Raw genomic sequence first — 12,908 nt, 5'->3', positions numbered from 1 at the left:
TTCTTTTCTTATGTCTATTTGCCCAGCCCCATAACCAGGTATTTCATCGAAACACAGGGCTATGGGGATCAGGCTATTAATAACTATTCAAACCAGCGTGGATCGCCGGCTGTACCGCGGCCTCCAAAACCATTTCCCGCTTTGATCCGGAAGTCTTTGTTCATGGGGTCCACAAATAGATCCGCCGCGGTGCCGCCAAAAATCGTGATCTCCGCAAAATCCCTGGAGGCTCTTTCTATCTGCAGTTCATTGGTCCGGTAGCTTCCCGCAAACGATACGTTGAGCCCAAAATTAGCATGGTCGTAGCTCGTCGCATTTATACGTCCACCACTGTTCGTTCCAGCAATGATATTGTTGCTCCCCATAAAAGTTAAGGGCAACCGGGCCGTATCAAAGCGGAGCAATTGAGCCATTGCTGCATTTTGATTGTAAAAAGTACAGTTGCCGACCACGATCTTACCAACAGCCACACGAACATCCATGAGCTGTGTCGTCAGATCTGTAAAGGTGCTGTTTGTAATAGCGATCGAATCGACACGAGCCGTGCTCCCGCCGATATTGACCACGCCATAACCACCGATTTTATCGACCACACAATGATCAAAATTTATTCCTTTGACAGTGACCGCGTTATTGAGGCGGATTACCCCACTTCCAAGCCTTTCGATATAACAATTTTTAAACGTATAGGCCGCTATGCTCGCACCATTCTTATCTTGGGAGATTAAGAAAGAACTGCCGTTGGCATAAATCCCCAGGTTTTCTAGCATGACCTCCCCCACCATAAGATCGGCCAGTTGTAATCCCATAAGATTTAATTTGGGCTTATTGCCGTTGGCATCAGGAATCCCGGTCAGATTCAGGTTGCTGATACCTGCGGGAATCACGACCGTGCCCAGATCGTAGTTTTTACCTCCGGCAAAGACCAGCACGATATTGTCTTTTCCATTAGCAATAGCCTTACCGACCAATAGTGGGATATCGTCGCCAGGGTTTACCGTTATCATTTCACCTCCGGCTAGCCCCAGGGTCCTCAATAGCTGTGTTCCCCGCTCAGTCTGCTCATTGAAAATCGCGATACGGTAATTGGTACCGGCCTCTAGCCCCTCAATTTTGACATGTCCTTCGGTTTTATTAGCTGCAGACAATGGTATTTTCTGCAATTCAGTATGCTTCAAGGGGTCAAAAACACCAACATGAGTGACCCGGTCGGTCGCCGGCCAATACAGTTCCATCTGATTCACGCCAACGGTCCATTTATTGAATAACTGTTCCGCGGCCGTCCGAAAATACAGTTGTGAATAATTGGATTCCTCACCCGTTTCTGTATTTACGCCCTTCATTCTGACGGAGTAACCTGTCAGCCCATCCAGCTCTTCAAATACAGTACGGTATTCGACCCGGGCTGGGATAGTGGATGGCGCAAAGGGAGTCAGGGTATCGGCCAATATTTCTACTGTCTTCACAATTTCGGTAAACTGCAGACTGTCTTTACTAAACTCAAAAATATATTTCTGTGCGGCAACCGTCTTTGTATAGGCAATTTCTACCGATGTTGCCCCCACTAACCCCGTGGTAAACTTCAAGGATTTAAAGAGCCGCTGATGACTGGCATCCACATCCCAATCGTTGGCCTTCTGGCAGCTGAGCAGGCTTAAAACCACGGTCAGCAGCATTATCATGTTAAAAATTATCTTTTTCATAAAATCATGCACTTCAATATTAATAACCAAAAGCATTACTCAGGTAGCCCCGTGCTTCCCGGATATCATCGACATAAATCGGATAAACGTAACGGTAATTACAGACGCCATTCCCCATTTTGTACTGATTGAGCCGGGCCTGAATTTCGGCACCATGCGTCAGTGTGGACAAAAAGGCAGAATAGTTGTAAGTGGCCATCAATCCGGTCCCTGCCAATAAAGTTCTGATGGGCCAGATTGTATAATTGTACACCTTACCCGGTTCAATCTTGTCTGGTGCCGGCTTGGCAGCATCCAGTGGAAACCAGTTGACAGATACATAGTCGCCTCCCGGAGCAGCAGGAAGATCCCCGTAATAATTCAGCGAAGCCTTGTCAATATACTCGCTGTCTTTATAGCGGAAATACACCTTTGTCGGAAATTGAGCCGGCTGATAGGTTTTATCGAATATTTTTACCGGTTTACTGTGGTCGTACATGAGACACAGTGCCATCTTCATATCCTCTATCTTTTGGTACAGCAATCCCCAGCGGATCAGATCCTGCTTGCGGACAGACTCTCCTCCAAACTCCCAGGCACGCTCATGAATCACCGCATCCAAAAAATTAGCGTCATAAGCCTGTATTTTTGCGGATCCGGCCCCGAATGCCCTTTCCCGCACTTTTTCCAGCGCCTGCCTTGGCGATATTCCGGCTGCTTCATGTACTGCATCTGGATTTTCAAGCTGGCTCTGCGCCTCAGCATACATGAGGTAGACATCCGAGTACCGCATCAAGATCCAGTTGACACCCGTGGCGATACGTCCTGTTGCAGTCTTATGCATGGCCAGATATGCATTGGACATCCAGTAGATCCTCCATTTGCCAAATTTGACATCGTTTGGATTGCTGTTCACTTTTTCCTTATTGTCAGCTCCGTAGCCGATCCAGGTCAGCGTCACATCACGTCGTTTATCTTCCTGATCGAAGGAATAAAAATAATAGGCCGTTGAGGTCACATAACTTCCCCCAAATCCCCGGGAGCCATACTTGGAATTTCCATCCACCCCATAGCCCATCAATGAGCCAATATCACCATTGTTGCCCATGCCAAAGGCCACTTCAAATAAGTTCTCATTGGCCACATTCGGACGGTTGCCACATACCGAAGACCATATGTTCTCAAAATCCGGATCCAAGCGGTGCGGGTTATCTGCCGCACCGATCAACTCAGCTGTCTGTTGTGCTGCGATCCGGTAATATTCCTTCCAGTTCTGTGGGCGTCCCACATAGTAACCATTGATCGCTGGTATTGTCGGGTGTTTCTCTGCGGTAGCATTGGGGAATGCTTTACTGTCCCGGAGAGACCAGCCACCAGCAAATAACGCCACGCGTGCCAGAAGACCTTTTGCAAACCCCTTGGTCACACGTTCCACAGTACCATAATCGCTATTTCCACCTTTATAGGGCAGATAAGATTGTGCTTCTTCCAGGTCCTTCACCAGATAATGGTATACCGTATCCTTGTCTGATTTTGGCATATACACATTAGACAGATCCGATTTGGAAGCCTCGTTTTTGTAGGGTACATCACCCCAATAGCGGGCAAGTTCAAAAAAAGCCAGTGATTTCAGTGTCAACGCTTCGCCCAATAAAGGTTTCATTGATGCAGGTTCACTTGCTAAAATCGGAGAATTGCGAATGCCATCCACAACAGCTGTTGCCATTTCAGCAAATTCAAACAAACGCTGCCAGCGTATGGTAGAATTATTGGCATGGCCAAAATAATTACCGGCACCAAAATCATCTGTCTGCGAAATATATCCCGTTTCACTAAATTGACCATTGGATTCCGTATCCGATACACCCTGCCAATTGACGGAAAGCTTTTGCCCATAGATGTAGGTATCGGTCATTTTCCCGTACAGGCCCATCACAGCAGCCTTGGTCATCGAACTTGTCTTAAAGACGGTTTCACTACTTAATGATGAGGGGGAGTTGGTCTCCAGGTATTTTTTGCACGAAGTCGTACCGGCCAGCACGCCAACAGCAATGATCATAATTATCTTCTTCATTCTCTTGCGTTTAAAATGTAACATTCAATCCAAACAGGATCTTTCTCGCTTTGGGATAAGCCGAATAGCCTACCCCCGGTGTCAATGGATTACGTTGCGTATCGACCTCGGGATCCTGCCCGCTGTATTTTGTCCAGACATGCAGGTTATAGCCCGCGAGGTAAATGCGAAGGTTCTGCATCAACAAACGTTTTGCGATATGTCCAGGCAACGTATAGCCCAGTGTCAGATTACTCAACCTCAGAAACGAACCATCTTCGATGGCCCAATCGGTCAGAATGCGACCATTTGCCGCCATGGGGTTCCACATGGTCTTTCCTTCATTGAGTGCACGAAAAAGTTCAGGATTTGCATCATTTCCAAACATGATATTTGCACCCGTGGTCGGATCTATTGTGGTAAAACGTTGCGATAGCCGCATTTCATTGCTGATATTTTGGTAGCGTTTGGATCCCTCATATGCCATAAAGTCGACCTTATCTGCGTTGTAGATGTCATTGCCATAGGACCAATTGAACATACTTGTCAGGTCAAAACTTTTGTACTGCATGTTCAGCACCAGCCCTCCCGTGTGTTTTGGCTGTGCATGGCCGATGACCACCCGGTCATCATCCAGTGAGATTATCTGGCCTTCTCCCCCCATCTTTTTCAACTTAATATGTCCGGGACCAAAATAATTTCCACCGCGCGACATCACATGTGAAGCATCCACCACCCCTTCATTCAATAGCCATCGATTTTGCTTATCATCAAATGTAAAATCATCAAAAGAATAAAATCCGTCCTGTCGGAATCCGTACATGAGCCCCAGGGGCTGCCCTACCATGGCGCGGAAGTCATCGCGCCCAAAATCCAACCAGGGTGAAGCTGGTGTAGTCATTTCATCCAGTCCATCGATCAGCTTACGGATCTTATTTCGATTGAAGGCAATATTAAAATCCGCTGTTAAGCGAAAATCTTTTTTCTCCACCAGTACTGCCGAGGCCGCAAATTCAATACCCCGGTTGGAGGTACTGCCCACATTCTGGTATTGGTTGGCATAGCCCGAACTCGATGGCAATGGTACCTGTAGGATCAGGTCATTGGTAATATTATTATAGGCGTCTACAGTTAGATTCAGTCGGTTCTGAAATAGCGCGAGATCCAATCCTATATTACTCGAAACCGTGCTTTCCCAGGTCAGGTTTTCATTTTTTAAAGTCGTTTTCGTCCGCAAGGCACTCTGCGGGGTCTCATCGATATAATACAATTGATTTGCAGCAGTAATAAAATCGTAGTCTTGCCGCCAGTACGACCCTACCCGTGCATTACCCACCGAACCATGGCTCAGGCGCAATTTAGCATCCGTAAGCCAACCTTTGGCTCCCTCCATAAATGACTCATCCGAAAATCGCCAGGCAAAGGCAGCCCCTGGAAAAAATCCCCATTGGTTGCCCGGGGCAAAGACATTTTTACCGTCGGCCCGACCTGTCAGTGTCAAGATATAGCGATCGTTGAACGTATAGTTAATCCGGGAAAAGAAAGAGGTTGTCCGAGCGGGTTCCCGTATCGTCGTATAAGTTGGTGACGGAGTACCATAATTCCACATGGCCAGCACATCGTCGGTGGAGAAGTCCTGGGGGTAAAATTTGGATTCCAGCAGCAGGTCATTTTGTTGGTTGTTGGTCATCTCCTGCCCACCGACTAGGGTAAACCGGTGTTTATTTTCCTGCAATTTGAAATCATAGGTCAATACATTTTGGAAGGACCACAAACTCCCTTTCTGATCCTCTCGACGGGCCACAGGCTGACCACCGTTGGCGCTGGACTGTCCTGTACCCTTTATCCAGATATTATCCGTAAAATTTTTGTTGAAACCATAAGAACCTTTGGCATTAAAGCGCAATCCTTTGGCGATCGTCCAATTCAGTCCAGCGTTGAATAGGAGGTTGAAGCGATTTTGATCTTTGTACTCATTCACCACATTGACGATAGGATCATTGAGCGAGCTCAGGGCCTCGGCCGAGGTAATATCTTCAGCGCCCCCCAGGGCCCCTTCGGTCAGAGAGGCCAGACTACGTACGGGTGCATATTTTATAGCTTCCCGCAATTTGCGTCCATCAGATATACTGGGACCGGTGATCTTTGTATTTGACATCCGCGAATTAAAGTCAAAAGAAAGCTTCGAGCTGATCTTTTTATTGAGTTTGGCACTTACATAGTCACGCTTGTAGGCCGAATTGAGCATGATATAATCCTCCTCATCCCGGGTATAGTTTAGATTATAAGTGAGGCTTCCATCCTTATCGCCGCCGGTCATCCCCAGACTATAGTTCTGTTGCAGTCCCGTATTGCCATACAATTTATCCTGCCAATTGAGTCCTGCTTTGGACTGGTAAATATCCACATCCTCCCAGAGTCCATACATGGAGTTAAAACTATTGTTTTCCGCCATGGAAGGGTCCAGTTCACGTTGCCAGTAAACATATTCATAAGGGGACAATACTTCGGTCAGGTTGTATACTTTACTTGCTGCCAGGTAAGAACTGAACGTAATCTTGGGGCTGCCACCTTTTCCAGATTTCGTTGTAATCAAGATTACCCCATTTGCCCCTTCCGAACCATAGATTGCCGTGGAAGCCGCATCCTTGAGCACATCGATATTTTCGATGTCCGTCATCGGGATATCATTGATGTTCGCCACTCGAAAACCATCGACAATATATAAAGGTGAGTTATCCTGGGTAATAGAATTACCGCCACGTACCCGTACTTTTATTTCAGCATCCGGAGAACCTTCTGTGACAGTGACATTGACTCCGGGCAACCTCCCAGAAATCGCCTGGAGTACAGAAACCGTGGGCAAATCTTTCAGCTGCTCCGCATTGATTGAAGCCACCGAACCAGTCAGGTCTTTGCGTTTTGTCGTTCCATATCCTATGGCGACAACCTCATCCATCATCAGCGTATTGTCCACTAAGACCACATCTATTTTAGTCCGTCCATTGACTTGAATTTCCTGACTTTTCTTTCCCACATGTGCAAATACAAGAATAGCATTCGCGGGTACCTCCTTAAAAACATAACTTCCCGACTGATCGGTTGATGTCACCTTATCGCTGGATTTTATGCGCACCGTCACCCCGGCCATCGGGGCTCCCCGCTCGTCTAGGACTTTCCCCCCAACAGCAACAGGCTGCCAGTCTATCCATTGCTGGTGCAGATCAGTCTTATCCCGCACAATGATGGGTGCCGCATAGCTATCGTTTGCCTGAATGGCCACCGACAGGAAGACCAGCAAAAAACCGATATTCGACCGGCCCAGACGATCGTAGTAAGGGACATCGCTGACTCCATCTGAATGCAGCAGATTGCTCTGCCGCTCAGTCGCACGGAACAAAGAAAACTTCCTTCCGTCAAATGGTTTCAATTGGTTATTTCTCATAAGATTTGATTTATAATTTCTTGGCTATTCAGTTCAGCAGGAGTTTTTATGGGATCAGTCCCATGTTACAGTTTTTGAAACGATAAATTTGCGGGGATTCCACTGGTCATCGCCCAAGATCACTTGATCATAGGTATAGCTGGCAGCCTCCACATCGCTGAGTACTGCTTTGGAAACTCCGGTCTCGTTATTTCGGTTTTTATAATGAGTCTTACGCGCATGTATATCGATGGTCCTTCCAGTTGCGTCTATGCTTTTATAGTCGGCAAATATGCTGGGGATCCCGCCCATGTCTGTCCAACCTTCTGCCGCCACCGGGATCTTCATCTTAGTGTGAAGAAAAACAGTTTTCGGTCTATGATGCCATGGTCGGCCCAGTTTTATTTTACCATCTGCCGCGGCCTGATTGCCATCGATTATACAATGATTGAATACATATCCCCATTTGGTTTCCTCCTTATGACTGGGTGCCACCATGATCGATCCACTGCGCACATTGTACAGTGTACTATGCTCGACATACGCATTTCCCCCACCATAGAAATAATCCACCGCACCTTCAATCCAACAATTGTATACATAGAGCCGATCGTTTGGTTTGCGGGTACTGGTCATCCAGGTATCCTGGAAAGAACGGAAAATGCAATTATTAAAGGCTGCCCGGTCTGCCTGGATACACATGGCCAACGATTGTGGGCCACTTTGCTGCTCCAGTCCCCAATCGTTAATAAAGCTGATGTTTTCGGCATAGAAATCATCGCCCTGGACTGTTACCACTGATCCTGGAAAGCGGTATACCGGTGCTTGTGGGTTGTGCACAGAAAATTTCCAGGCCGCTGTGTCCGTTTTATACCACTTTGAATCCGGCTTAGGTAAAGCCTGTACATTCAATTTATAGTGGATAATTGTCCGCTGTTTATCCTGCCCAATTAAATGAATGAAACTCTTCGCCTGGGGTATCACCACCACTTCGTTGTAGTGGCCATTTTTTACATAGATCAGGTAAGGTTTTTGGCGATGTTGCGGAGCCTGGTCAACCGCCTGTTGAATGGACCTGAAATCCCCACTAGCATCGGTGGCTACCACCGCGTCATATATGCTATCGTTTACCGTAGTCCGGCTGATACCTGCCCGGGTCTCAAAAAAGCAGCCGAACTGAACACAGGTCAATAGGATCGCTATAAGAATTTTTCTCATCATCTAAAGTCTATAATTGGTTCGATTAACATTGGTCTTGCCAAACCCATCGCTGGCAATAATCAAAGCTACTGGAGCGCAACAAATTATAGGTTCAATAATTGATAAAAAAGGTTCATTTTTTATACAATACTAATTGCCAGTACATTAACAAGATACTATTGGATCAAAAACTAGTCTTTATGCAGCGCTACAAAGTTTTATCTTTCCTTTGCATGGCATATTCTTTGGGGGAGATCCCAAACATTTCCTTGAAACTTGTGCTAAAATATTTGGGATTATTAAAACCGACCCGGTAAGCCACTTCAGAGACATTTTCCAGTCCGGCATCAAAATAGCGTTTTGCTTTTTTCAGCCGTAGCTGACGCACAAATTCAACCGGGGCCATATCGGTCAGGCTTTTAAATTTTTTGTAGAAAGTATTACGGGCCAAATTCAGCTGTTCGGCGATCAGATCAATATTAAAATCCGATTGATTCATATGCTGGTCAACCACTGTCACGACTGTTTCCAAAAATTTCTTGTCCCTGTCGTCGATCTGCACCTCCGTCGCCAGTATCGTAGGGACATGCTGTCCGCTCACCTGTTCAAAATAGGATTTTCTTTTCTGCAGCAAATTGGCAATCGCGGTCAACAAAAAGGCCGGTTCAAAAGGTTTGGTGATATAATAATCGGCCCCATAGCCCAAGCCTTCTATTTGGGTTTCTATAGCATGTTTGGCGCTCAGTAGCACAAAAGGAATATGGCAGAGCCGCGCGTCCGATCGTACTTCCTTCAACATTTCAATACCATCCATCTGTGGCATCATCAGATCACTAAGAATAAAATCAGGTAGGATCGCTCGGGTCTTTTCCAAGCCTTCACAACCATCTGCTGCCACCTCAACATGGTAATACGGCGTCAGTTGCTCCTGTAAAAACAGACGCAGATCCGCATTATCCTCCACCAATAACAATGTTTCCTGCTGTTCTGTCTTGCCCTTGTGCAAGCCATTGGCCGCATACTCACCCGCTTTGGGTTTTGCATGGTCAAAGGCAAGGTGATCGGTAAGGCTTCCCCGCAGGCCGGAAGCATTCGGCATAGGGATTTCGACCGTTACCTGAAGACCATGGTCCGGTCTGTTGGCGGCATAGATATGCCCCTGGTGCAACAGCGCAAACTCCTTGGCCAGAGCCAGGCCTACCCCAGTACTTTTTCTTTTATGTACCCCATTGTTGTTTTCGCTGTAAAATAAATCAAAAATGTAAGGCAGTGTTGCGCTGGGTACCCCGGGCCCCGCATCGGCGATGTCGATGTGCATTTTTTGCTGCCGCAGGTCCAACTGGATCTCCACTGTGCTGCCCTCAGGTGCATATTTTAGTGCATTTGACAGCAAATTATACAGGATAATCTCCATTTTTTCCTGATCCAGGTACACCCATAGTTCTTTAAAAGGCGTCTCTACTTTAAAACACACCTGCTTTGCCTCGGCCGATGCCATAAAGGCAAGCAGCACATCCGAGAGCAGTACGACCATATCAAACTGCGTTATGTTCAAGTGATGCTTGCTTTCCTGTACCTTGCGTAAATCAAGCAACTGATTGACGAAAAGCTCCATTCGGAGTGCATTCCGATGAATGATATCCATATACACCTGCTTTCTCCCTTCCGTTTCCTCACCCATCAATTTCTTGACAGGACTCAAAATGAGTGTCAATGGTGTACGTAGTTCATGCGAAATATTGGTAAAAAACTCCATCTTCAGCGCACTTAGATGCTGTTCAATCAACACTTTTTGTTTTAGGCGCAGTAACTGTAATATAAGTCTAAAAGTTCCGTATGAGACCCCGAGCAACAACAGCGCATAGGCCAAATAAGCCGATCCCGTCTTCCACCAGGGTGCGTTGATCGTAAAATCGACCTTTCGATAAGGGCCACCATCATAGAGATCATCCTCCCCTTTAATTTCCAGGGTATAGTCGCCCGGGTTAAGGTTGGTGTAGGTGATACGAGCGATCTGATTGTTCAGGTGCCAGGTGGTATCGACCTGCATAATTCGGTATTGAAAATTAGGATGCATATGCCGGGGATCCGAAACCGAGACGTCAAAAGAAAGATTATTCTGGTTATGATCTAAAATAAGCCGATCGGTATACTGTATACCGGTCTCCTGTCCTTTCTTTTGCGGATTCAGTACAAACTCCTTATTATTGATCAACAGCCCTGTCAGCAGGAGCTGTGGCCTACTACTTTTCTGCTTGAAGTATTTGGTATCAAGCCAGAGCATACCTTTTGTTGTCCCCCAGACTATCCGTCCATCCTTCCGCTGTGCTACTGTCTTTTCAGAAAATCGCATATTGCCAAATCCGTCACTAGCATTTAAATTAACGAATTTCTTTTTTTGGAGGTCAAACTTAGATAGCCCCCCTTCCGTTCCTAGCCAAAGGTTATTGTCCGCATCCTCTATACAACTCAGTACATAATCATTAAAAAGTCCATCCTTAACGGTATAATGTTCAAATTGAAGTCCTTTGAAAGGGTCTCCGTAAGATTTTGTCAGCCCGCCCCCCGAGGTGCAGATCCACATGGTTCCGCTATGGTCTTTGTACAGATACTGCACATCATTGTCAGCGACCTGATCGCCACTGTAATGCACAAAATAAAAATGGTCCCTCTTTCTGCTGGGGTTTACCACCAGCAGCCCATAGGTAGTAGCAACCCATATCATCCCTTTTTCATCCAAAGACAGCTGCCGGATTCTACTGAAGGCATCCTTCTGCAATCCAACTTTACGAATCGCTATTTGCTCAAAGACCGGTTTACCATTGACCTCCGTGGCCCGCAAAAGCCCCTGACCATAGGTTCCAATCCAGATAGCCCCCTGTTTATCTTCCAACAGCGTGTACACCTGGTTACTGCCCAGTTTTTTATTACTGGTACTGAACTGCTCCAGTTTATAAGAGGTACCTGCCTTATTTTGGGGCACAGCCATTAATAAGCCATGTTTCTTGGTGCCCATCCACATTGTTCCCCGGCGGTCTTCCAACAGACAATAGACAGAAGACAGCGCTTCGGGATCGCCACCGATGAAAGAAACCGGCAGGAGCTTCCCCTGATCAAATACCGCTATACTGCCAAATTTTTTTCCCACCCACAGCCTTCCCTGCCGATCAAATAATAGACTTCGAACCTCGGGATCAGTTGTTTCCCCCTGTTCATTGGCAAAAGATTGAAAGGACATCCCATGATTTTCAAAAACCACAGCCCCCATCCCCTCACCTTCAACCGCAAACCATATCACACCAGCCGGATCATATACAATATCATGGACAAAGCGTGGAAAATCGATCCGCTTCCCATTGATCGCCTTGAAAGAAAAATTGATGACAGCCTGCTGTTCATCGAAAAAGCCAAATCCGCCGCCACGCATATTGATCCAGACCCGATGCTCGGCATCTTCAAAACATTTAAAATTTGCTGTCGAACTTTTTTTGAAGAAAGGCGAGCTAAAATAGGTACTCTTGAGATGATTCAGATCCAGCATGACCACACCATTTCCCGCAGATTCCAACCACAGGCGCTGCCTGCTATCCTCATATATGCCGGCCAGTCCGGTCCGGAAACGCAATATTGTCTGTCCGACCCGTTTTGCCAGGTCAAATGCAATAAGCTCACCTACCGAAGTTGAAATAAAAAGCCTTTTTTTATCGCGGGACATCCGCATATCATTGATGCTACCTTCAGTTAAGGTCAGTTGCTCCACATCTTTTTTCTGCTTATCAAACACCAGCAGCTTATTTCTCAAGGTGGAGAAGAACATAAAATCCGGAGCCTCGGCAATCTTAAAGATACCGTCCGACCTTAAGTCAACCGACTGGACCACCCGGAATGAATTTCGCTCCTTCGGATCCACTTGGAGCATATGCAGTCCCTCTCTCGTTCCTATCCATACCTGCTGTTGGGCATCCCGATAGAAATAGGTTAGCTTATTGGATGATAAACGTTGCCTGAACGTCTTGTTCTCTGCACTAAAAATGGAATAGTGATATTTTTTATCAAGAGCATCTATGCAAAACAAGCCATTGTCTGTACTTCCTACCCATACCGATTGTGCGTCGATCGCTAAAATCTTGTTAAACTGAACCGGTTTGTTTTGTGCTGACTCCACCACCTCCGATACAGAAAAAAATTCTTCTGAAGCCTTATCAAAACGATACAACTTCATGTCATAGGTTAAAAACCAGATGTCGTTGTTTATACCGTCAATCATCTGGATGATGCGACGGCTTGCCACGGCATGACGTTTTTGCTCAGTGGTATTATAAGTTTTGAAACGCTGACCATCGTAGCGGTTGATACCATTCCAGGTACCGATCCAAAGAAAACCATCCCTATCCTTCATTAACCCCGTCAGATTGCCATGGGACAGGCCTTTTTCCCCACCAAAATAATCCAATCTAAAGTTTTCCTGCGCGCCAACATACTGTCCATTTGCCAGAACAAACAGGAACAACAACAGCCACAAGGTACTAGATTTTATCATCATATAGAT

5 protein-coding genes are annotated in these 12,908 nt (G+C 46.3%); all 5 read right to left on the bottom strand.

Annotated features, from left to right (window positions below; genetic code table 11):
• Nucleotides 1-83: 83 nt before the first annotated feature.
• On the bottom strand, nt 84-1,703 hold the full coding sequence (locus HX021_RS00170; RefSeq protein ID WP_286587350.1) for a DUF5123 domain-containing protein: 1,620 nt from the start codon (nt 1,701-1,703) through the stop codon (nt 84-86).
• A gap of 19 nt (nt 1,704-1,722) precedes the next feature.
• A complete protein-coding gene (locus tag HX021_RS00165) occupies nt 1,723-3,756 on the bottom strand; it encodes a RagB/SusD family nutrient uptake outer membrane protein (protein ID WP_286587348.1) in 2,034 nt (677 codons plus the stop codon).
• A 10-nt stretch (nt 3,757-3,766) separates the two neighbouring features.
• Nucleotides 3,767-7,180 carry a SusC/RagA family TonB-linked outer membrane protein gene (locus HX021_RS00160; protein WP_286587346.1) on the bottom strand — a complete coding sequence of 1,138 codons (3,414 nt, stop codon included), beginning with the start codon at nt 7,178-7,180 and terminating at the stop codon, nt 3,767-3,769.
• 54 nt (nt 7,181-7,234) lie between these two features.
• A complete protein-coding gene (locus HX021_RS00155) occupies nt 7,235-8,380 on the bottom strand; it encodes a pectinesterase family protein (protein WP_286587344.1) in 1,146 nt (381 codons plus the stop codon).
• Between the two features lie 187 nt (nt 8,381-8,567).
• Nucleotides 8,568-12,902: a hybrid sensor histidine kinase/response regulator transcription factor gene (locus HX021_RS00150; protein ID WP_286587342.1), complete on the bottom strand. Its 4,335-nt coding sequence runs from the start codon at nt 12,900-12,902 to the stop codon at nt 8,568-8,570.
• Nucleotides 12,903-12,908: the final 6 nt, after the last annotated feature.

The sequence above is a fragment of the Sphingobacterium sp. N143 genome, from assembly GCF_030325625.1.
Classification (GTDB): domain Bacteria; phylum Bacteroidota; class Bacteroidia; order Sphingobacteriales; family Sphingobacteriaceae; genus Sphingobacterium.
Note: the sequence above shows the minus strand (reverse complement) of the source record. Positions and strands in the feature narration are given on the sequence as shown.

Coding starts and splice junctions, on each gene's coding strand:
- HX021_RS00170 (WP_286587350.1), bottom strand. CDS start 1,703: ATGAAAAAGATAATTTTTAACATGATAATGCTGCTGACCGTGGTTTTA.
- HX021_RS00165 (WP_286587348.1), bottom strand. CDS start 3,756: ATGAAGAAGATAATTATGATCATTGCTGTTGGCGTGCTGGCCGGTACG.
- HX021_RS00160 (WP_286587346.1), bottom strand. CDS start 7,180: ATGAGAAATAACCAATTGAAACCATTTGACGGAAGGAAGTTTTCTTTG.
- HX021_RS00155 (WP_286587344.1), bottom strand. CDS start 8,380: ATGATGAGAAAAATTCTTATAGCGATCCTATTGACCTGTGTTCAGTTC.
- HX021_RS00150 (WP_286587342.1), bottom strand. CDS start 12,902: ATGATGATAAAATCTAGTACCTTGTGGCTGTTGTTGTTCCTGTTTGTT.